This window comes from Sphaerimonospora mesophila, from assembly GCF_001417795.1.
In the GTDB taxonomy this organism is placed as follows: domain Bacteria; phylum Actinomycetota; class Actinomycetes; order Streptosporangiales; family Streptosporangiaceae; genus Sphaerimonospora; species Sphaerimonospora mesophila.
On record NZ_BCBX01000038.1, the window covers coordinates 219776 to 242493 of the forward strand.

A 22718-nucleotide genomic window follows, 5' to 3' on the forward strand; every position below is an offset into this window, starting at 1 on the left:
GTCGGAATGCCGGGCGGTTCGTGGTGCTCGCAGCCGGTCCCGGAACGGTCAGCCGCGGCCGTGGAGCTCGGCCTGCTCCCGGAGGGCACGTCCTTCGTCGTGCCGGTCGCCGCTTTCCCTGGCGATCCGCAGCGCCTCCGCGACGTACTCCGACGCCTCCCCGAGGCGGCCGAGCATCCGGGCCGACCGGGCCAGCGCGACCAGCGTCTCCGAGCGCTCCTGCGGCCCCCGGGCGCAGGCGTCGAAGCCCGCCAGCGAGTCGAGCAGATGCGCGCGGGCGATGACGGCGTCCCCGGCGGCGAGGTACGCCTCGCCGAGACGACGGAGCGTCATCGCCTCGTGCATCACGTCGCTCGCCTCCCGTGCGCGCCGCAGAGCCAGCCGCAGCGTCGCGACGGCCTCGTCGTGGGATCCGAGCAGCAGATGCGCGTCGCCGGCCATCATCAGTGCGTACCGCTCACCCACCGGGGACCCCACCCGGCGACTGATCGCGAGCTGCCGGTCGGCGTACCGCAGCGCCTCCTCCGGACGTTCCATGAGGAGACAGGCGCTGGCCAGGTTGCCGAGCGCGCGCAGTTCGCCATGGGGGTCGCCGAGCTCCCGGCACAGGTCCAGCAGTTCATGGAGGCGCTTCAGTTCTTCCGTGTCGTGGTTGAGCAGACGGTGCGCCATCGCCACCATCGCGAGCGCCTGTGCCTCGCTCTCCCGGTCCGCGAGCCGGCGCGCGGTCGCCAGCGATCTCGTGCCGAGCCAGAGCATCTCGTGACGGTACCCCTGCGCGGCGAGATGCCACTGCAGATTGAGGGCGAGGCCGACGGCGAGGCGGGCCGTCGCTGCGTCGGCGTCCCATGCCTGGCCGACGATCGTCAGCAGGTTGGGCCATTCCCGTTCCAGCCAGCGGGTCGCCTCATCCCGGCCGCGCAGCGTCTTCGGCCGCTGCGGCGCCTCCGGCACGCCGGCGTGCAGGCGGTGCGGGTCGATCACGCGCACGGCAGCGCCCGTGGTGGCGACGAGGAAGCCGAGCACGCGGCGGAGCGCGGCCTCCCGCCGATCCACCGGCTCGCTGTCCACCGCGCGCTCCTGCGCGTACAGCCTGATCAGGTCGTGCATGGTGTAGCGGCCGGGAGCCGGGCTCTCCACCAGCCGCGCGTCGAACAGCCTCTCGATGACCCGCTCGGCGGCCCGTGGCGGCCGGTCGAGCAGCCCGGCCACCGCCTCCAGGCCCAGGTCGGGCACGCGTAGCAGCCCGATCAGGCGGAACGCCTGCGCGGCCTCGCGGTCGAGTGCCTGCCCGCTGTCGGCCAGGGCCGTGTAACTGACCGCGATGCTGCTGCGCACGCCGATTTCCCCGGTGCGCAGCTCGTCCAGCCTGCTGCTCTCGTCCTCCAGGTGTTCGATGAGCATGTCCGCCGACCAGCCGGAGTGGCTCGCGAGCCGGGCGCCGGCGACGTGCAGGGCGAGGGGAAACCCGTCACAGAGGTCGGCCAGCCGTTCCACGGCCTTCTGGGAGAAGCCGACGCCACCAGCGCTGAACCGCCGGACCAGCATGGCGACGGCCTCGTCCCGCGGCATGGGGCCGAGGTCGACGTGCGAGGCGGGAGCGGCCGGCGCCAGGTTCTCCCGGGACGTCAGCAGAACGGTTGAGCCGGAGGTCATCGGCAGGAGAGGACCGACCTGCGCGATCGAGGAGGCGTCGTCGAGGAGGAGCAGCACCCGCCTGCCGTGGAGGATCGTCCGCAGGGCCGAGGCGGCCTCGTCGACGTCGGGAGGAACCTCCGAACCCGGCGTGCCGAACGTCCGCAGGAGCCGGCCGATCAGCTCACCCGTGTCCAGCCGGCGCACCCCGGGCATCGCGCTACGCAGGTTGACGTACACCTGGCCGTCGGGGAAGCGGGTTTCGGCCCGGTGCGCCGCGTGGAGCGCCAGGGCGGACTTGCCCGCACCGGGTGGCCCGCAGATCGCCACCACCGGCGCGGGCGGCGACCCGTCCGGCGGGTTCAGCCAGGTCTCCAGGCGGCTCAGCTCCCGCTCCCGGCCCACGAAATGGGGCGAGCCGGAGGGAAGCTGCCTCGGCACCGCCGGGGGCGCAGGTGGGGGTGTCACGGGTTGCTCGCCGTCGTTCGTCGCGCCCGGGGCATCCGCCGCGGCGGCGGTGCCGCGGAAGAGATCGCCGTCCCCGGAGAGAATCCGCTGGTGGAGCCGCTGAACGGGTTGCCCCGGTTCCACCCCCAGATCCTCGACCAGCCGGGTTCGCAGCTCCTGGAAGGCCGCGAGCGCGTCCGCCCGCCGGCCGTCACGCGCGAGGGCCAGCATCAGCTGACCCCACGGGCGCTCGCGCAAAGGGTGGTCGCGTACGCACTCTCGTAGCGGGCCGATCACCTCCGCGTGCAGGCCGAGGTCGAGCCGCGCGTCGGCCCAGTCTTCGAAGACCCCCAGCCGCTCCTCCCGCAGCCCCGTGACGATCTCCTGCAGCAGGAGGGTGAGCGGCACGCCCTGGAAGGGGTCGTCACGCCACAGCAGAAGGGCCCGCTGGAACAGGGTCTCGCCGCGTCGCGGATCGCCCGCCTTCAGCGCGCCGCGGCCCTGCCGGACGAGATCCCGGAACGTGAGGAGGTCGAGCTCGCCGGGCCGTACGACCAGACGGTAGGCGTCTCCCACGGTCTCGATCGGCGCGGCCCCCGGGTCCGCGGGCGACAGCAGCCGGCGCAGCGCCGAGATGTAGGTCTTGAGGTTGCCCCGGGCCGAACGGGGCGGGGTGCCGTCCCAGAGATGCTCCACGAGGTGGCCGGCCGGGACGGCCCTGTTGGCGCTCGCGAGCAGCGCGACGAGGACCTGCCGGTGCTTGGGGCGGGCAAGGTGGACCTCCTGGCCGTCCGCGTCACGGACGCGAACCGAACCGAGGAGCCGGTATTCCACGCCCCCTCCACCCTGAGTCGCGAGACGCCTAGATCCTAGGCACCTCCCTGACCCAGAGCAAGATCGGCGGCTATGAACACCACGCGCGAACCGTACCGTGAGTGTTCATGTTCTCACCCGTGGGGTGTCTCCTTCCCGCCCCCGGCACAGAGTTTCATGCTTGTTCTGCTACCTCGGTCCATTTCACGGATCAGGGCGGGATCAAACGTTATCCGAGCGCCGCCACAAAATCCCTCTCAATGGATCGGCCATAGCACGGATCGCATCAGCGCGGACTCCCAGCCGGCGGACCGCGTCCCCCAGATTCATGCCATCCTCCCTTTCTTCGGACAAGAGGCCGGGACCATCGGCAGCATATGACTGGATGAATCACCCAGGCGAGAATGGCAGCACTCCACGTGCGTGACAGACCTCTCGCCGGATCACGCCTGCTCGCCGAGCTCCCCACGGCTGGCCTCCGGTTTCAGGAGCGAGTTGCCGTCAGCCGAGTTCAACTCGCCGACATCGTGTATACGATCCAGGCGCCCCTGTGGCCGTCTGTGCCCTTGTTGATCCGCCTGATGACCAACCGCAGGGAGTAGGCATCCGACACGTTTCCCTCCTTGTCGGCGACCCGTCCGATCGGCGCGCTGAAACGTTTGGTGAGATCCCTTTGCGCACCGGCGACGTTCCTGGCCGCCCACGCGTTGAGATTGATCCCGTCGAGTACTGCGTCGACGCTGCTCTGAGCGGTTTCCGGGGAGAGACTCGATGCCATGCCGTTTTCGAGGCCCGTAGCCCTCTCGATCAATTGCTCGTCTGTGAGGCCCACATGGTCCAGGGCATGGCCGCCCGCGACTCCATGGTCCTTGGCGAGGTCCCCGCAGTTGTGGACGAGCACGGGGGTGGGGCCGGCCTGGACGTAGAAGGTGTGGGTGTCGGCGACGGTGAGGTCGTAGACCTCGGGGTGGGCCGGGACGGCGGTGGTGCCGACGACCCGGACCGTGTCGCCGGACGGGGTGCGCAGACGGTCGGTCGGCGTCAGGTGGTCGGCGCGGACCCACGCCTTGTCCTGGCCGTCCCAGAACATGTGGTGTTCGGTGGCGAGGATGATGCCGGTGTCGTGGCCCTTCTCGCCGTCGGTGTCGACGGTGATCTCGACCAGGCTGAGGTAGGCGGCGCCAGAGAAGGCCGCGACGACGGGCTTGGCCTCCGTCTTACCGGTGGCCGGATCGGTGGCGAGGACCTTCTCGCCGACCTTGACCTTCTCGATCGCCTTCTCCGTACCGTCCGCGAGTCGGACCTTGGTTCCGGCGACGAAGCTGGTGGGGCGGAGGCAGGACGATCCTCCGCCGGAGGAGGCACGAGGCTTCCCAGCCGCTTTGCCCGCTGCCTTGGCCGCCGCGCCCTCGGCCGCGTCGCCGGCGGCGCCGCCCGCCTTGCCCAGTGCCGATCTCGCCTTGCCCGCGGCCTTGGCCACGGCTCCGGTGACCGCCTTGCCCGCCGCCGTGGTGGCCAGCTTGCCGAGCGCCGCCGAGGCGACCTTGCCGAGCACTCCGCCGGCCGCGCCCGACACGGCTCCGAACGCCGCCGACTTGACCGCGCCGCCCATGCTCCACTGGTCACGCGGCGTCGAAACGAGGTAGCCCGCGAGGTTGCCGGCGGCTCCACCCGCCGCGGCGCAGCCGACGCTGCCGGCGCCCAGCGTGGCGGCTTCGCAGCCGATGGTCACGGTCACCGAGACGGTGACGTTGACGATGGTGGCCTTGTGCTTGTTCCAGAAGTTCTTGGACTTGCAGCCGAAGTCCCAGCGTCCGCAGTGCGGCGGGTTGATCGGCGGGGGCGGCGGGTTGTACGTCGGGCCGCCGCCCCCGCCTCCGCAGTCTCCGCAGCCGGCGTTGTACTTTCTTCCGCCGTTGCAGGGGTCGCTCTTGCGCCAGCCGCACTGGGTGCCGCCGTCGAGCATCAACCCGGTCGGGTCCGACGCGTTCACCGGGTTGTTGCCGGCGTAGGCGTAGCCGTTCCAGCTCTGCGGGTCGGTCACGTCGAACACCGGGTCGACGGAGATGAAGCGGCCGGTCTCGGCGTCGTACTCGCGAGCGCCGAGGTGGGTGAGAGCGGTGGCCTCGTCGATGACGCCGCCGACGAAGCCTCGTTGACCGGGCCAGAACAACGGCGGCGTGCCGCGCTGCTGCCCGAAGGGGGTGAAGCGGCGGCGGACGGGTGTCTGCGCGTCGTCGTCGGACACCGAGACGTCGGTGGTGCCGTGGTGGTCGGCGCCCAGCCAGGTGAGGCCCTTGCCGGTGGTGCGGACGGCGACGACCTGGCCGCCGTGGGAGTAGTAGCGGGTGCAGGTCTTGGCCCCGGTGGCCTTGTCGAGCCGGATCTCCATCCCGGCGACGTAGAGCGTCGTCGAGGTGGGATCGCGGCGGATCAGCCGCTCGCCGCCGGCGTCGTAGACGAAGGTGCTGACACCGGACGGGTCGGTGGACTTGGCGAGGTGCCCCTCGACGTCCCATTCCAGGGCGCGGCCGGAGCCCCGCTCCGTGGTGTTGCCGGCGGCATCGTAGGTGTAGCCGTCGATCTGCCCGTCACGGGCGCCGCCCTGGTAGGCGACCGAGGTCAGCGTGTGCGGCTGGGGCTTGCCCGGGCCGGCGTAGGAGTAGGTCTTGATGACGTCGCCGCCGGCCCGGTGGTCGACCTCCCTGGTACGGTTGCCGACCTTGTCGTAGCCGAAGGACTGCCAGTAGGGCGCGGCTCCGCCGACGACGGCGGCCGATGGTCCGGAGGCGCAGCCGTCGGTGGCGGTCCAGGCCTCGGTGAGGCGCTGCAGGTGATCCTGACGGAAGCACTGGACGTCGGGCGTCTGGCCGGACGGAGTGTCGGCGATCCGGGTGATGTTGCCCGACTGGTCATAGGTGTAATTGGTGTCCGCGACCGAGATCGGGGAGGTCTCCCGTTCGAACAGCGACCGGGTGAGCCGGCCCGTCCCCTCCTCGTAGAAGTTGGTCTCCTTCACTCGCTTCAGGCCCGTGCTCATGGTCATGTCGAGCACCTGGCCGAGCTTGGAGTAGGTGGTGGAGGTGACGTAGTTGGTCAGGCCGCGCGTCGTGGTGGGATGGCCGAGCTCGTCGTAGCCGTACAGCATCGTCTCGGCGAGCAGGCCGCCGGCCGCGGGCAGCACCGTGCGGCGGACGGTGCCGTCGAGGTTGTAGTCGGTTCTGATCTTGTACGTGCCGGCCAGCGCGCCCTCGGAGGCCGGGATGACGGTCTCGGCGCCGAGTGTCCGGTAGGCGTCGTCGAAGCCGGTGACGGCCGTGGTGTAGGCGTCCATCGCGCCGGTCGTGGCGTTCCTGACGTACCGGATGGAGGCGGTCGGCTGGCCCTTGACCACGGTGCCGTCGAGCAGAGTGTCGTACCTCCATTCGGCGAGCTTGGTGCCGCTCGCCGAGGTCCCCTCGTATTCCGCCGTCCTGCGGCCGAGAGCGTCGTAGGTGGAGTAGAGGCTCTTGCCGCGGGCATCGGTCGTCGTCAGCAGCCGGTCGGTCTCGTCGTCGTAGGTCAGCTTCGCGGTGCCCTTGTCGGGGTCGTCGAGCTGGACGAGGCGGCCACGCAGGTCGTAGTGGTAGGTCCACGCGGTGCCGTCGGCGTCCTTGATCGTCTTGGGTTGTCCGGTGGCCGTGTAGGTGTAGGTGGTGGCGTCGTAGTCGCCGCTCGGGCCGTCGCCCTTGTACTGCCGGAACTCGACGAGCTCGCCGCGGGCGTCGGTGATCCTGGTGATCGGAGTGGCTCCGGCCGGCGGATCGACGCTGATGCGGTCGCCGCCGTACGTGGTGGTGGTCCGCCACTGTTCGCTGCCGCGCTTGCGGAAGATCTGCGCGGTGGGCCACTCCATGCCGTTGTAGACGGTGACGTTCTGCCCGGGGACGTCGTCGTCGCTGGCCGGGATCCACAACGTGGCGCCCGGCGCCCCCTCTACGTAGTAGTCCTGGTTGGTCTTGTAGACCAGGCCACGCGTGTCGTACAGCGTGTCGTTCACCACGCGGCCGCCGCCGGGGGCGGGCTGCTGGGTCTGCCGGTGACGTAAGAGGCCGTCGTAGAGGGCGTAGCCGGTGGTGTAGGTCGCCCCGTCGTTGCGTAGCGTCGAAGTGGTCACCGTGGTCGGCCCGTTCGCCCGGATCAGGTAACCGAACTTCATGTTCGGGGTCGAGGCGTACGTCGCCTTGGCACGTCCCGGCAGCCAAACCCCGGTCAACCGGCCCAACGGGTCGTAGGCCAGATCGGTGCGCTTGCCGTTGACGTCGATCGTGGCGGTGGGAAGCCCCCAGGCCGGCTCCACCACGGTCTTGCTGGCATGCCCGAGCGCGTTGGTCACCGTGGTGCCGGTGACCAGGCCGGTGGCCGGGGTGTACGCCGTGGTCGTCTTGCCGCCCGAGGCGTCGGTCACCACCAGCGGCCGGCCGTACGCGTCGAACACGGTGGTGCCGACGGTGACGTACCGCGGGCCCCCGTTCCACGAGCCGAGCTTCTCGGTCCTGGTGACGTCGCCCTTGGACGGCGCGGCGCCGAACGCCTTCCCGTCGTAGTACTTGCGCACGTCGGAGGCCACGTCGTCCGGCCGCTCCGGGGTGACGTCGCACGCCTTGGTGACGGTCTCCACGCGGGAGACATAGGAGATCATCCAGCGGGATTCGTCCCGCGTGTACTCCGTACGGGTGCACTGGTCGTCGCTCGCGGTCGACTCGTCGCCGAGATCGTCGACCTGGGTGGGCACGCCGTCGGTGTTGTAGCCGGTGCGGGTCAAGGTGCGGCGCCAGCCGCCGGACGCGAGTGCGGTGCGGGTGCGCTCGCTGTCCGCGCGAACCATGCTCGCGGTGGTCGTGCCCCAGGAGCGCACGCGCTTGGCGGTCCGCTTCACCCAGTAACCGGTGATGGTGCCGCTCAACGCGGGCCCGCCTGGGCCGTCGTAGTGGATCTCCTCGCGGACCCGTCCCTGCAGCGCGTCGGCGTCGTCCACCGCGGTGCCGGCGGAGTCGGTGACCTGCACATTCCGCGTGCCCCCGCCGGGCAGCTCGTCGCCGTCCATGCCGCGGAAGTAGATGTACTCCGACTGGGAGCGCCGCTCGGGCGCCTCCCCGTGGGTGACCCGCACCTTGCCGTAGCCGCGCCACTGCGACCAGGTCTTGTACTTCTCCTTGGTCAGCCCGTCGTCGTCATCGTGGTGCCAGGCTCCGCCGCCCAGGTACTCGTAGCTCGTCACCTCGTCGGGCGCGCCGCCCGTACGGTCGATCTCCCGCACCTGGGTGACGACATACTTGTGGAACCAGTCGGGCTTGGGTGAGGTCGCGCCCTCGGGCGACCAGTACTGCGGGTAGCACCGCCGGGTGTTGGTTCCGATGTCCGGCTTGTTGCCGGCCGTGCAGTCCTCGTCGGAGTAGGCGATGGACAGGGAGCCGCCGGTCTCGTTGTCGATCGCCGAGATCCGCCACTTGGTCAGCGGCGGGCGGCCTTCGAGGGCGTCGACGCGGTTGGGCCTCTGGACACCGGCGAACTTCACCGACGGCAGCGAGGCCGTGCCGCCGACCTTGCCGGTGTGGGTGATCCCCGCCAGCCAGAGCGTGGCGGCCGTGCCGTCGCCGGGGGCGCGCATCCGCTGGTCCAGCGTCCAGGTGTCGACGTCCTTGTACGTGCTGCCCGACACCAGCACCTGCGTGGTGACGGCGGCCAGCCGCTTGCGCGTCCAGAACGTCGGCGAGTACCTGTCGAGGCATTTCTCGCCGGAGTCGCACTTCTGGTCGTACGGCACGTCGGGCCAGTACTTGGCGTTGTCCTTGGTGAGCTTGCTCTCGGCGCAGTCGAAGGCCGATGTGGGGATGCACCGCTCCCGCACGTCGAAGGAGACCCGCGCCGGGGCGGAGGAGGTGAAGATCGCATCCGCGCGCTGGCCGTAGTCGATGCGCTTGAGGTAACCGCCCCGGTCGTACACGGTCGGTGTGCCGTTGGGGACGCCGTCGGTCAGCTTGGTGACGTCGCGGCGGTAGTAATTGGTCTCCTTGCCGTACCAGAAGGTGCTGACCGTGCCGTGCGGGTCGACGACGTAGTCGAGGTTCCACCGCCAGGCCTGCCGGCACCAAGAATCAGAGAAGGCGCTCTTGTGGCACGGCTCCCCCTCGTCGTCGCCGAAGACCGGCACCGTCCAGGTGGAGTTCGTCTCCGCCCCACCGCCGGGCAGGCGGTTGCGGCCGAAGTAGTACTGGGTGCCGTCGAGGCTGGTGACCCGCCAGTACTCGCCGTCGTTGGCGCCGTTGTCGGCGCCGGAGAGTTTTTCGATCTTCGCGCCGTCGTCGTCCTTCGGCTGCCAGGTGCCGGTCACGTCGTCCAGCACCAGTTCGGTGGCCTGCCCGTTCAGCGACAGCGTCGCGTTCGAGTTACCCCAGCACTGGTCGTTGCGCTTGGGTGTGACCCCGTCATCGGCGCATGCCTTGTACCTGCGCTCGATGAACCCGGGCCAGTAGTCGAAGCCCTCGCCGATCCAGGAGGCCTGGTTGTTGGTGGCGACCGTGCGGCCGTCGACGCTGCCGGAGGAGTAGGCGAATCCCACGTTGGGTGTCGGGCCGCCGGGGACCGGCGGCAACCGCAGCGGGTACGACCAGGAGAACGCCCCGCTCTGGTTGCTCACGGCCCAGGTGGCCGAGGGGGACAGCGAGGTCGACTCGTAGGTGCCCGCCGACCCCGAGGGCGCGGCCTCCGCCGCCAGCGTCATCGTCGTCCCAGCGGCGAGATCCACATCGGCGGTCAGCCGGCCGGTCTTGACGTCGTTACGGGTGGGCAGCGGCGTCCGTGCCTGGCAGGCGGGCCGGTCGGGGGTGCTGGCCGCACAGTCCGGCAGACGCACCAGACGCAGCCGGGGCGCCCAGTCGCCGCCGTAGGCGTACCGGAAGCCCGAGTAGTCGACCTGGACGGCGACCCGTCGTGCCGCGCCCCGAGCCTGCGCCGCCCCTTGTGGCGTCGCTCGCATCGTCGCTTCAGGGGTGGCTTGCGCGGACGCCGCCGGGGTCAGCTGCAGGCCCAGACCGATGACCTGCAACCGCTCAGCCGTTCGCCGGTCGAGCACCCGCACCGACACGGCCGGGACCGGCTTGTCCTGCGGCGAGCTCCTCGCCGTGGCCGCGTTCTCCCCGGCGGCCGGAGTCCCGGCGCGGGAGCCCGCTGGGCCGATCCACACCGGCAGCCCGCCGGCCCGCGCCATGCCCGCCTCCGCGGGAGACTTCGCGGCCACCGCGTCCTCTGCCGGCGAGCCGAGGGCGACCGTCGCGGTGCCGGGCTGCGGCCAGGTCACCGCGGGAGCGCCGTCGACGTCGAACCGTGCGCCCGGGTCCGGCTCGGCGGCCCGCGCGCGGGTCTCGTGGCCGGGCACGGGACGCTGCTCCTGCGCCTCGTGCCAGCCCGGGTCGGCTGTCGCCCGCGCCTCCGGAAGGGGTACGGCCAGAGCGGCCGGCACCACGACCGCCAGCATTCCGGCGACCCCGGCCCAGCCTCGCCATGAAGCGAGCACGACTACCTCCGGTTGAACGTGGATGAGAGGGGGACGAGGCGGCGGTCAGCTGTCCAGGGGAAGGTTCATCGCGATGTTGACGACCTGGCGGTCGGTCAGGGTGCCGGTGTAGGCGCGGACGTCGTCGATGTCACCACTGAAGTAGTCCACGGCCGCGCTGCGGTATCTGGCGCGGCCGATCTGCAGCGCCCCTGCCGCCCATCCGCCGGTGACGGATCGCTGGTCGTTGAGCTGGCCGTTGACGTAAAGGCGGATCTGCTTGGACTGCTCGTCGTACACACCCGCCAGGTGGGTCCAGGTGTTGAGCACGGAACAGTCGATGGGCTCGGCCGAGATGGCGTGCGTCAGGGTGCCGTTGGCGGCGTCGGGGGACGTCGAGAACGACCAGTGCGGCACCGCGACGCCGTTCTCGGCGACGAGCCGGTAACCGAGGTAGAAGGAGCTGTAGGCGGCTCCGTCCTGGGCCAGGACGGTGATCGCGTGGCTCGGCAGCACGCAGGTGTCGTCGCCCGGCAGGCGTACCCAGGCCGTCACCGCGTAGCTGTGGTCGGTGCGCAGCGGCGCCGACGGGGTGGCCGCGTAGCCGGTGGTGCCGTTGAGGCTGAGCGCGCCGCCGCCGTCGAAGCCGTCGCCGGTCCAGGTGGCGCCGCCGCCGAGCGCCGCGGGCCAGCGGCTGTCGGTGGAGTTGGCCGCGGTGGTGCCCGTCCCTTCCTCGAACTTCCACCAGCCGCGCTGGATGGGCGGCTGTTTGGCCATGGCGGCGATCTCGTTGCCGAGCGCCGGGTCGTTGACGGTGCGCGGGTCGTCCGACAGCTCCCGCTTCCAGATCTTCACGTCGTCGACGTCGCCGGCGAAGTTCTCGATGTACCTGCCGTGCGACCGCACCCGGCCGATCTGCAGCGGGCCGGTCGCGTCCCAGGGCGCGTAGGGGTAGGGACCCGTCGTGGACTGGAGGATGCCGTTGACGTACAGGCGCAGTTGCCTGCGGGGGGCGTCGTACACGCCGGTCAGGTGGGTCCAGATGCCGGTCGTCGGCTCGGCGTCGCTGATCGCCCGGACGATGGTCTTGTCGTCGATGTCGGCGTCGAACTTGCTGAAGACCCACCGCTTGGAGCCGGAGGAGTAGTAGAGCTGGAATCCCGTGCCGCGTACGGCGTCCTGGCTGACCACGGTGGAGTTCTTGCTCTTGTCGGTCAGCAGCACCCAGGCCGAGACGCTCATGCTCCTGTTGGTGTGCACCACTGGGCCGTCCGTGCTGCCGTACCCGGTGCCGCCGTCCAGGCGCAGAGCCCCGGCCACGCGGCCGGGGAACCAGGTGGCGCCGCCCGCGATCGTCGCCGGGTGTGCCGTCGCTCCGGAGTCGGCCGCCGTGGCGCCCGAGGTCTCGTCCAGCCGCCAGTGTCCCTCCGGGCCGAACCCGGCTTTGACGTAGAAACCGTAGACGGCGGGGGTCTTGCCGACGTTGCCCGCCCGGTCGACCGGGTAGACGTACAGGGCGTTCAGCCAGTCATGGCGAGGGGCGAGGCGCACGTTGACGGACGTCTGCCCGGCGGGGATCTCGACCTGGGTGGCGGCGGTGGCCAGGGCGGGGTCGTCGAGCGCCCATCGGAAGGCCGTCACGTCGCTTTCCCCATCGCCGGGGGCCAGCGTGAACGCGCCCGCCCAGCCCACGCTGCCCTTCCAGTCGTCGGGGGTGTCGGCCGGATAATCGGCGGAGGTCACCTTGGGGAGGGTGGTCGGGTCGATCGTGTCCACGGTGAACTCGCACCACTTGCTCCACGCGCTGGAGTCGGTGCCGTCGTAGGCCTTGACCTTGTAGCTGTAGCTGTGACCGGTGACGAGCCCGGTCACCTTGACCGAGTGGTCGGTGGCCGAGGTGGTGTACTTGTAGGCGGTCTTACCACCGCCGGGCAGGGTCGAGGTGATGTCGTCCCACACGCCGGTGGCCTCGTTGTAATGGTGCACGATGAACTCGGCCCGTACGCCGTCGTTGGCCTTGTCCGGGTCGTAGATGCGAGCCTTGAGCTGGAGCGGGTTGGCCGCGTCACCCGCGTTCACGGCCGGGCGGGAGGCTCCGATGACGCAGGGGGTCGCCGGATAGGTGCCGATGCCCGACGGGACCGCCGGCGGGGTGTTGTAGTCGATCACGAGCTTGGGTGAGCTGCTGAAGCCCTTCCAGCCCCACACGCTGCCCGCGCCGTCGTCCTTGTCCTTCAGCCCGAAGGTGGTATTCGTCCAGCCGCCCTTGGCGGCCTTGACGATCGCGCTGGTGACGTTGAACTCGATGCCCTTGTCCGGGCAGGAGGAGCTGTACCCCGCGTCGGAGGCGACGCTGCCCAGATGGCTGCTCCATGACGGCTGGCGGCTCCAGGTGGTGGACGTCGAGATGCCGCTGGTCAGCCAGATCTCGGCGGCCTGCGGGCTCGATCTGCATCCCCAGGACTTCGTCTGTGTGATCCGGAAGGTCGCCTTCAGAATGTGCTTGCCGTTGACGTTGTCGGAGTCCATCCGGAAGAAGGACCGCTTGACCCCGCTGCCGTAGTAACCGATCTCGGGCGTGTGCGTGGAATTCCAGTACGACTGCGAGGGATAGGCCTTGTCCACATAGGTCCAGCGCAGCTTCGACCCCGACCACTGGGGGTCGATGTAGACGGGGTAGACCGTGTCAGGGCCGGTCAGCACCGAACCGTCGGGTCTGAGAACCATCCGGTCCCCGGCCACGTCGACGCCCATGAGCGCCTCCTTGGCCTGCTGCCGCGGCCCGGAGACCGCCGGTCCGAGGTCCCTGCCCGAGGAGTCCCACATGCGTGGCTGCGGCGCGTGAAAAACCTCCGTCCCCGTGTCGGTCACGGCGCCGAGGCCTCCGTCCGGCGTCTTGCGCACCGTCAGCCCGTCCGCCCGCAGGCCGAAGGCGAGCCCGGCCAGCGCCGGGTTGGCCGCGGCCTCCCGACTGTTCACCACCAGGACCTCGGAGTATCCGGCCACCGAGGCGGTCACCTTCAGGTCCACCCCGGGCAGCACCGACGCGTACGTCGCGGTGTCGCCGTCGAGGACGGGCTTCGGCAGCGTCGTCCCGGGCCAGGTCATCGCGACCGAACGCCCACCGTCACCGATGGTCGCGAGTTGCGCCGTCCCACCCCCGGAGAAGGACATCTCCAACGGCACCGCGACCGGCCGCACCGTGCCGTCCGCGAAGCGCAGGGTGGTGTCGACGTCGACCCAGTCGGCGCCGCGTCTCATCCGCTCGGGCAGCGCCGAGGTCTCGGAGGTGAGGCTGCCGTCGGCGTTGGCGAACACCTGCCGCATCTCGGTGCGCAGCGGCAGCACCTCCACCCGCTGCCGCGAGGTCCGCGCGAGTTCCACCGCCTGCCCTTCGCTCGAGGCGACGGCCGGCGGCGACGGGTCCGTGTCGCTCTGGGCCGTCGCGGGCACGGTGGGACCGGCGTGTACGGCGCCGGCCGTCAGCAGGGCGGCGGCGGCCAGGGCGATGCCGCGCGGGCGAAGGCGCATCGGGTCTCCATCAGGCGGGGGGGACGCACGGAACCGCAATGGTTCTCCGCCAGGAGATCAAGACCGGGTCCACCGCCGGTTCACTCGGAATGAACCGGGTGAACCGTGTGGTGGACCGGGTAAATCGGGTGGCCGTGTGAATCCGATGGCCGTGTGAATCCGGTGGCCGTGTGAATCCGGTGGACCATATGAATCGGGTGGACTGCGTGAATCCGATGAACCATGTGAATCCGGTGAACCGGCCCACCCGCCATCCCATGGTCGCGCCCCATGGGAACGCCTCGACCGGTCCGGAGCCGTGCTCACCGTTCGAGGACTGGTGCCCCGGGCGCGTCTGTAGCGGCCACCCGGCTGCGGCGGTAGCCGTACAGGAAGTAGACGCCCGCTCCGACGAGCATCCAGACGAGGAACCGCAGCCACGTCTCGATCGGCAGGTTGAGCATCAGGTAGAGCGAGGCGAGCACCGAAAGGACGGGCACCACCGGCATCCACGGCGTGCGGAACGCGCGCGGCAGGTCGGGCCGTGTCCGGCGCAGGATCAGCACGGCGATCGCGACCACGATGAACGCGAACAGTGTGCCGATGTTGACGAGCTGCGCGATCGCGCTGAGCGGGATCAGCGCGGCGAGCAGCGCGGTCGCGCAGCCGATGACGATCGTGATCCGGTAGGGCGTGCGGAACCGGGGGTGGACCCGGGCCAGGGAACGCGGCAGCAGGTTGTCGCGGCACATGGCGAACAGCACCCGGCTCTGGCCCAGCATGAGGATCATCACGACCGTGGTGAGCCCGGCGATGGCGCCGACACTGATCATCGTGGCGAGCCAGGGCTGCCCGACGGCGCGGAAGGCGTCGGCCAGCGGGGCCGACTCGCTGAGCGTGGAGTAGTGCTGCATGCCGACGACCACCAGCGAGACCGCGACGTAGAGCAGCGTGCAGACGGCGAGCGAGGCGATGATGCCGATCGGCAGGTCGCGCTGCGGGTCGCGGGTCTCCTCCGCGGCCGTCGCGACGACGTCGAACCCGATGTAGGCGAAGAACACCAGCGCGGCCGCGGTGAAGATGCCGAAGACCCCGTACGCCACGGGCGTCACGCCGAACACGACCTGGATGAGCGGGGCGGCCAGCCCGTGGTCGGCCGGAACCTCGTGGGGCGGCGGGATGAAGGGCCGGTAGTTCTCGCCCTTCACGAAGAACAGGCCGGCGGCGATCACGATCAGGACCACCACCAGCTTGATCGCCACCATGACGCCGTTGAAGCGGGCGGACATCTTGATCCCGGCGACCAGTACGGCCGTGAGCAGCAGCACGATCACCGCGGCCGGCACGTTGACGACCGCATGGTCGCCGGCGATCGACTCCGGCAGATGGATCCCGAAGTTCTTCAGCAGCGACGTGAAGTAGCCCGACCACCCGGCGGCCACCACCGCGCCCCCGAGAGCGAGCTCCAGCATCAAATCCCAGCCGATGATCCAGGCCGGGAACTCCCCGATCGTCGCGTAGGAGAACGTGTAGGCCGAGCCCGCCACCGGCACCGTGGAGGCGAACTCCGCGTAACATAGCGCCGCCAGCCCGCACACGACGGCCGCGACCACGAAGGAGATCGCGACCGCCGGGCCGGCCGCCTGGCGCGCGGCCACGCCGGTCAGCACGAAGATCCCGGTGCCGACGATGACGCCGATGCCGAAGACGGTCAGGTCGAGAGCGGACAGGCTCCGCCTCAACCGGTGTTCGCCGCCCTCGGCGTCGGCGATGGACTGCTCGACCGGTTTCGTCCGGAAAACGCTCATCCGCAGGCTCCTCGTAAGGTGGCTGACCTGCAGACTTCCCGGAAACCGGGGGTTTTACTCGTGGTTTGTCAGTCCGTCGGCTGGACTTGTCGTGAAGGTTGCCCCTCCAGCATGGGCGAGCGCAGGGCGACCGCTTCGGTGATCTTCCTGGCGATGCCCTGCCCGGTGAGGCCGATCTCGGACAGGATCTTCGGTCGCTTGGCGTGGTCGAGGAACCGCTGCGGGATGCCGTACGTGCGCACCGGCACGTCGACGTCCGCGTCGCGCAGCAGGCGGGCCACGGCGTCGCCGACGGCGCCCACCCTGCCGTTGTCCTCCACCACGGCGACCAGCTTGTGCGCCGCGGCGGCCCCGATCAGCGCCTCGTCCAGCGGCTTGACCCAGCGCGGGTCGACCACCGTGGTCGAGATGCCCTGGGCGTCGAGCAGCACCGCCGCCTCCAGGCAGGCCTCGGCCATCGGGCCGACGGCGACGATCAGCACGTCGGCCCCGTCGGCACCGCCCGAGCGCAGCACGTCCATGCCGCCGATCCGGCCGACGGCCTCGATCTCGGGCGCCACGGCGCCCTTGGGATAGCGCAGCGCCGTGGGTCCGTCCGACACCGCGACGGCCTCGCCCAGCAGCTCGCGCAGTCGTACGGCGTCACGCGGCACGGCGACCCGCAGCCCGGGGACGATCTGGAGGATCGACAGGTCCCACATCCCGTTGTGGCTGGGCCCGTCGTCGCCGGTCACCCCGGAGCGGTCGAGCACGACGGTGACGGGCAGCCGGTGCAGCGCCACGTCCATCAGAAGCTGGTCGAAGGCCCGGTTGAGGAACGTCGCGTAGACCGCCACGACCGGGTGCAGACCGCCCATGGCGAGGCCGGCGGCACTGGTCAGGGCATGCTGCTCGGCGATGCCCACGTCGTAGATGCGGTCGGGGTAGGCCGCGGCGAAGGGGGCGAGCCCGACGGGGTGCAGCATCGCCGCGGTGATGGCGACGATGTCGTCCCGCTCGGCGCCGAGCCGCACCAGCTCCTCGCTGAACACGTTGGTCCAGCCGTGCGGCTTGGGCCGCTCCTCTCCGGTGACCGGGTCGAAGGGGCCCGGCCCGTGGAAGCAGTCCTCGTCGTGGTTCTCCGCGTGGGCGTAACCGTGCCCCTTGCGGGTGAGCACGTGCACGATGACCGGCCCTCCGAACGCCCTGGCCCGGCGCAGGGCGGACTCCACGGCCGGCTCGTCGTGGCCGTCGATCGGGCCGACGTACTTGAGCCCGAGGTCCTCGAACAGGACCTGCGGCGTCAGGATGTCCTTGACGCCCTTCTTGATCCCGTGCAGCGTCTCGTAGATCGGCGCGCCGACCACGGGCACCCGGCCGAGGTTGTTCTTCACCAGCTCCAGCGCGTGCTCGTAACCCTGGGTCATGCGCAGCGACGACAGGTGCGAGGCGAGGCCGCCGATGGTCGGCGAGTAGGAGCGGCCGTTGTCGTTAACCACGATGATCAGCGGCAGGTCCCGGCGCGCCGCGATGTTGTTCAGGGCCTCCCAGGCCATGCCGCCGGTGAGCGCCCCGTCGCCGATCACGGCGACCACCTTGCGTCCGCTCTCACCGCGCACGCGGAAGGCCTTGGCCAGGCCGTCGGCGTAGGACAGCGCGGTCGAGGCGTGGGAGTTCTCGACCAGGTCGTGCTCGGACTCGGCCCGGCTCGGATAGCCCGACAGCCCGCCCTCCTGGCGCAGCGTGTCGAAGTCGCCGGCCCGGCCCGTCAGCATCTTGTGCACGTACGCCTGGTGTCCGGTGTCGAAGATGATGGGGTCGCGCGGCGAGTCGAAGACCCGGTGCAGGGCGATGGTCAGCTCCACGACACCGAGATTGGGGCCGAGGTGGCCGCCGGAACGCGACACGGAGGCGACCAGCAGCTCGCGGATCTCCTCCGCCAGCTGGGGCAGCTCGCCGGCCTCCAGTCGCTTGACGTCGAGCGGGTCCTTGATCGTCTCCAGAATCCCCAACAGTCTTCCTCTCCCGCTCGCCATCGAACAGACACGCAGTCTAATTCGCGGGAGCGCTCGCCACTTCCGGGCCTGCGCTGAATCTTGACACACTCCCCGCGAATCCCTTTGATTCTGCTTTACTCCCGGGTCACTTCCGCACTACCCGGCCCATGCCGGCCACCTCCTCGACTGTCCCAACGTTTCACGGAGCGGGGAGTTCCGCCAGGCATCGCCGGACGACGGCCCGCACGCCTCCCCCGCCTCGGGCGTCCCGGAGCTCACAGCGGAGGCCGGGGAGACGCTACGAGGGCGCCAGGCGCGCCAGTGCCTCCAGGGGGTCGTCGAGCACCTGGGCGAAGGCCAGCTCCGCCGCCCCCACCAGGGTGGCGTCGTCGCCGAGGGCCGACGTGCGCAGCCGGAGCCGTTCCCTGGACGCGATCAGCGTCGTGGTGTTGATCTGGCTCCTGATCTGGGCGGCCGCCCCCAGGTAGAGCTCCTTCAGCACGCCACCGAAGATCACCATCTCCGGATTGAAGATCTTGACGAGGTTGGCCACGCCGAGGCCGAGCCAGTCGCCCACACGATGCAGGGCGTCCTGCGCCCCGATGTCGCCGCGGTCGGCGGCATCGATCACCACACGTACGGCCTCGCCGCCGATGGCCTGGCCGTACCGGCCGGCGTGCTCCATCAGCGCGCGCTCCCCCACCTCGGCCTCCAGGCAGCCGCGCGATCCGCACGCGCACAGACGTCCGCCCGGATTTATGATCATATGCCCGACCTCGCCGCCGTAGCCGCCCAGGCCGCCGAGAAGCCGTCCGTTCACGATGATCCCACCGCCGATGCCCACGTCACCGTGCAGGTAGATGAGATCCCGGCAGCCAACGCCGACGCCACGCGCCTGCTCGGCGAGCGCGCCCAGGTCTCCGTCGTTGCCGACCGCGACGTTCAGGCCGATCGCGAGCCGTTTCGTCAGCTCCTCGCCGAACGGCGCGTCCTCGAAGCCGATGTTCGGCCCGAACCTGACGACTCCGTCCGTACGGCCGACGGCGCCGCAGACGGCGGCCGCCGCCCCCACGCAGATCGTGTCCGGCCGGGTCCTGCGGCGCATCTGCCTGGCGAACCCGGCGAGCGCGGCGACGACCTCGTCCATGCCGAACCCGTGGCGCGGCCGGACCATCTGACGGCGGTCCAGGATCACCCCGCCCAGGCCGACCCGCGCCGCGACCAGCCGGTCGACTCCGACGTCGAAGGCGAACACGTAGACCCGCGCGGACTCCGGCAGCACCACCAGCGAGGGCCGTCCGGCCCGGCCGGTGTCCCTCGGCAGTTCCTCGCGTACCAGTCCCGCCGCCGTGAGGTCGGCGGTGAGCGCCATGATGGTGCTGCGGTTCAGCCCCATGAGGTTGGTCAGCTCCGCCCGCGACGTCGGGCCCGCGAGATGGACGTGGCGCAGCAGCGTGCCGAGGTTATGCTTGCGGATCTCCTCCTGGGAGGGACCTGCACGCATCATGGCCAGCCTCGGATTCCGTGTGGGTCAGATCGGTCAAAACGGTCAGGTCAGTCGGAGTGGGGTCGGAGATCACTTTAGCGGGAGCCCGGCCCCGATCATCGTCGGCCGACCGCCGCCGCCCGCTTCCTCGACAGCGCGTCCACGCTCGCGGCGAGCAGCAGTACGGACCCCGTCACCACGAACTTGACGCCCGCGCTGTAGCCCATGAGGCCCATGCCGTTGTCGATGACCGCCACGACCGCGCCGCCGAGCACGGCGTCGAGCGCCCGGCCCCGGCCGCCGAACAGGCTGGTGCCGCCGATGACCGCCGCGCCGACGGCGAACAGCAGCACGTTGCTGCCGCCGGTGTTGGGGTCGACCGAGTTGGCGCGGGAGGCGGCGATGATGCCGCCGAGCGAGGCCATGAACGAGCAGATCACGAAGGCGGAGATGCGGATGCGGTCGACGTCGATGCCGGCCCGGCGGGCCGCCTCCGCGTTGCCGCCGACGGCGTAGATGTGCCTGCCGTACGCGGTCCTGCGCAGCACGAACGTCCAGACGATCAGCAGCAGCACGATCAGGGGGACCACGATCGGCACGCCCTTGAGCGACACGATCAGGGCGTTCCTGCTGCGCTCGAGGTTCAGCACGTAGACCGCCACGCCCACGACGACGGCGAGCGCCGCCACCCGGAACGCGATCACGCTCATCGGGTCGGCGACCAGGCCGCGCGCCATCCGGCGGCGCGCCTGGAGGATCTGGATGGCGGCGTAGGCGGCCACGCCCACGATCGCACCGAACCAGCCGATGAGGGGCGGCACGTTGTTGTTGGCGATCGCGAGGATCGTGCTGTCGCGGATCGAGATGTTCGTGCCGTCCTTGACCAGCAGCAGCACGACGCCCTGGAAGGCGAGGAACGCGGCCAGCGTGACGACGAAGGAGGGGATGCCGAGCTTCGCCACCAGCGAGCCGAGCACCAGCCCGATCAACGCGCCGGTGAGCATCGCGGCCAGGACCGCCAGATACCACGGCCAGCCCTCCAGCGTCAGCAGCACGGCGAGCACGGCGGCGCACACGCCGCTGGCGAAGCCGGCCGACAGGTCGATCTCCCCGAGCAGCAGGACGAAGACCAGGCCCATCGCGATGACGGTCACCGCCGCGCCCTGGGTGAACAGGTTGGCGAAGTTGACCGCCGACAGGAAGGCCGGCCGCAGCACCGAGAAGATCGCGCAGAGCACGACCAGGCCGAACACGGCGGGCAGTGCGCCGAGTTCGCCGCCGCGCACCCGCTCGAAGTAGCCCCTGACGTGTACGCCTACCGAGGCGTCGGAAGCGCGCTGCTCGGGGAGCGTTTCCGTGGTCATGTTGTCGCTCCGTTGCCGTTCCCGAGCCCGAGCTCGCCGCTGCGCCCGGAGGTGATGAGTTCCACGACCTGCGAGTGGGTCACCTCGGAGGTCCTGATCTGGGCGGCCATCCGGCCGAGGTAGAGCGCCGCGATCCGGTCGGACACGGCGAACACGTCGTTCATATTGTGGGAGATGAGCACCACGGCGAGCCCGTTGTCGGCCAGTCGCCTGACCAGCTCGAGCACCTGCGCCGTCTGCGCCACGCCGAGGGCGGCGGTCGGCTCGTCCAGGATGACGACCTTGCTGTTCCACAGCACGGCCTTGGCGATGGCCACCGTCTGCCGCTGGCCGCCGGAGAGGCTGGAGACGTGCTGGCGGAGCGACTTGACGGTGCGGACCGACAGCCCCGCCAGGGTCTTGGCCGCCATCTCCTCCATGGTGGCCTCGTCCAGGACCAGGCCGCTCTTGCGTTCCCGGCCCAGGAACATGTTCTGCACGATGTCGAGGTTGTCGCAGAGCGCGAGATCCTGATAGACGATCTCGACGCCCAGCTCCGCGGCATCCCGGGGACCATGCACCTGGACCTTCCGGCCTTCGAAGAAATACTCCCCGGAGTCGATCTGGTGAATGCCCCCGATGCATTTCACCAGCGTGGACTTTCCTGCGCCGTTGTCGCCGACGAGTGCGGTCACCTCCCCGGCATGGGCCGAGAAGGCGACATCGTGAAGGACCTGCACGGGGCCGAAGCTCTTGTTGATGCCGCGCAGCTCCAGGATCGGTCCCTGGGACACGATGAGCCACTCCATTGTTCAGAGGCGGACGTGCGTACGGCGGGGCGCCGCGACGGCGCCCCGCTGTGGACGGCCGGTCAGCTGATGCCGGCCTCGGTGCACTTGGCGGCGAACTCGTCGACGCACAGCTCGTCCTTGCTCACGTATCCGTCGGCCACCACGTCCTTGACGCTGTCGAAGAAGATGGCCTGGGGTTCGAGCAGCACGGAGGGCACGTCCCGGCCGGTCTCCGGGTCCTTGAGGGACGCGCTCGCCGTGGGCTTCTCACCCTTGGCGAGTGCGACGGCGAGCGCGGCGGCCGCGTCGGCCTCCTTCTTGACCGCCTTGTAGACGGTCATGCACTGGTCGCCGGCGAGGATGTTCTGCAGGCCCTGCACGCTGGCGTCCTGGCCGGTGACCGGGACCTTGCCGTTGAGCTTCTGCTTCCGCAGCACGGCGATGGCCGCGTTGCCCAGGCTGTCGTTCGCGGCCAGCACGCCGGCGATCTTGGGCTCCTGGGTCATCATCTGCTCGAAGATCGTGCCGCCCTGGACGGGATCCCACTCGGGGACCGACTGGTCCGGGCCCTTGACGTACTCGCCGGAGTCGTACTTCGGCTGGAGCACGCCGTCGTACCCCTGCTTGAACAGCGTGGCGTTGTTGTCGGTCGGCGCGCCGTTCATCTCGGCGATGATCGGCTTGTCCGCCTTCTTGTCGGTCAGGCACTTGACCAGGCCCTCGCCCTGCAGCGTGCCGACCTTCACGTTGTCGAAGGACACGTAGTAGGCGGCGCTGCCGCCCAGCGTGAGCCGGTCGTAGTCGATGGTCGCGACACCCTGCGACTGGGCCTTGTCCAGAACGGCCTTGCCGGTGCCGCTGTCCAGGTTCACGATCATCAGTACGGTCGCGCCGTTAGTGATCATCTGGTCGGCGATGGTCTGGAACTGGTTCTTGTCACCCTGGGCGTTCTGGATGTCGTACTCGACGCCCGCCGCTTCGAATGCCTCCTGGAGGTACTTGCGGTCCGCGGTCTCCCAACGAGCGGACGACTTGCTGTCGGGGAGGATGACGCCGATCTTCCCGGCGGGCTTGGCCGGGGCGGCCGAGGCCGCGTCCGTGCTCTGGGCCGACGTGTCACCGCTCTCGCCCCCGCAGGCGGTGAGGCCGAGGGTGAGTGCCGCCGCGGCGGCACCGATGCTGAGGATCCCCTTGCGCATGATGCACGGGTCCTTTCTCTGGCTGGGGGTCTATGGGGGGAGGTACGGCCTGGCCGGATCGCGGCTCTCGCCGTGCTGATGAATGTTGTTTGGCACAACGTACGACTCCGACGCCTGCGGTTGAAGACACAGGAAGGTAACGTTTGTTGTCTGCCATAACAATCAAGAAACGCGGC

9 protein-coding genes are annotated in these 22718 nt (G+C 70.2%); all 9 read right to left on the bottom strand.

The genetic code is table 11. The features are described from left to right. Positions 1–48: 48 nt before the first annotated feature. The 9 genes from AP234_RS20090 to AP234_RS20130 all read right to left on the bottom strand — a co-directional run bounded on the left by AP234_RS20090 (position 49) and on the right by AP234_RS20130 (position 22542). Positions 49–2916, bottom strand: a complete 2868-nt coding sequence (locus tag AP234_RS20090) for a BTAD domain-containing putative transcriptional regulator (protein WP_055481221.1) — start codon at positions 2914–2916, stop codon at positions 49–51. Positions 2917–3406: 490 nt separating this feature from the next. After that, positions 3407–10450 carry a polymorphic toxin-type HINT domain-containing protein gene (locus AP234_RS39245; RefSeq protein ID WP_152990526.1) on the bottom strand — a complete coding sequence of 2348 codons (7044 nt, stop codon included), beginning with the start codon at positions 10448–10450 and terminating at the stop codon, positions 3407–3409. Between the two features lie 45 nt (positions 10451–10495). Further along, positions 10496–13960 carry a LamG-like jellyroll fold domain-containing protein gene (locus AP234_RS20100; RefSeq protein WP_055481223.1) on the bottom strand — a complete coding sequence of 1155 codons (3465 nt, stop codon included), beginning with the start codon at positions 13958–13960 and terminating at the stop codon, positions 10496–10498. Positions 13961–14262: 302 nt separating this feature from the next. Next, positions 14263–15747 carry an amino acid permease gene (locus AP234_RS20105; RefSeq protein WP_055481224.1) on the bottom strand — a complete coding sequence of 495 codons (1485 nt, stop codon included), beginning with the start codon at positions 15745–15747 and terminating at the stop codon, positions 14263–14265. A 68-nt stretch (positions 15748–15815) separates the two neighbouring features. Further along, entirely contained in the window at positions 15816–17738 is a 1923-nt protein-coding gene (dxs, locus tag AP234_RS20110; protein WP_055481225.1) for a 1-deoxy-D-xylulose-5-phosphate synthase, read from the bottom strand. A 283-nt stretch (positions 17739–18021) separates the two neighbouring features. Further along, a complete protein-coding gene (locus AP234_RS20115) occupies positions 18022–19227 on the bottom strand; it encodes an ROK family transcriptional regulator (RefSeq protein WP_055481294.1) in 1206 nt (401 codons plus the stop codon). A gap of 98 nt (positions 19228–19325) precedes the next feature. After that, entirely contained in the window at positions 19326–20573 is a 1248-nt protein-coding gene (locus AP234_RS20120) for a sugar ABC transporter permease (RefSeq protein ID WP_055481226.1), read from the bottom strand. Further along, complete coding sequence (locus tag AP234_RS20125; RefSeq protein ID WP_055481295.1) at positions 20570–21346, bottom strand: ATP-binding cassette domain-containing protein; 777 nt, start codon at positions 21344–21346, stop codon at positions 20570–20572. Before AP234_RS20125 ends, AP234_RS20120 begins: the two co-directional genes overlap by 4 nt. Before the next feature lie 77 nt (positions 21347–21423). Continuing rightward, positions 21424–22542: a substrate-binding domain-containing protein gene (locus tag AP234_RS20130; protein WP_055481227.1), complete on the bottom strand. Its 1119-nt coding sequence runs from the start codon at positions 22540–22542 to the stop codon at positions 21424–21426. Between the last annotated feature and the right edge of the window lie 176 nt (positions 22543–22718).